Source organism: Yersinia sp. 2542 StPb PI, from assembly GCF_048593855.1.
Lineage (GTDB): Bacteria > Pseudomonadota > Gammaproteobacteria > Enterobacterales > Enterobacteriaceae > Yersinia > Yersinia enterocolitica_E.
The window spans coordinates 1-310 of sequence record NZ_JAZGQA010000544.1; the positions used below are offsets into that span (position 1 = coordinate 1).

Sequence of the window (310 nt, forward strand, 5' to 3'; positions counted from 1 at the left end):
CCGCCGCGGTTATTGAGCGTGATGCCTTGCGCCATGCTAATGCTCAGGTTATTGCCGGCTTTCATCGCGCCCTGATTGGTGAAACCCTGCATATCGGTTAATTCGATATTATTCGCGGCAATCAATGCCCCGTTGGCACGCAAGTCGCCTGGTTTCACTCCCGCCAGATACACCACCGGTACCAGCACGGTTTGCCCGGCGACTTCGCGGCTTTCCATCAGCACGATATTACTGGTCAATGCCGCCATCTGCTCGGCACTGAGGTGGGTGCCAAGGGCAAGATTGAACGTCTTGCTGTACTCGAGTCCCG

Annotated in this window: 1 protein-coding gene; it reads right to left on the reverse strand. The window is 56.5% G+C overall.

Annotation, left to right across the window (positions count from 1 at the left end; all coding sequences use genetic code 11):
* The coding region (locus tag V1952_RS22680) for a hypothetical protein (protein WP_420075652.1) at positions 1-310 on the reverse strand (310 nt) is incomplete at both ends.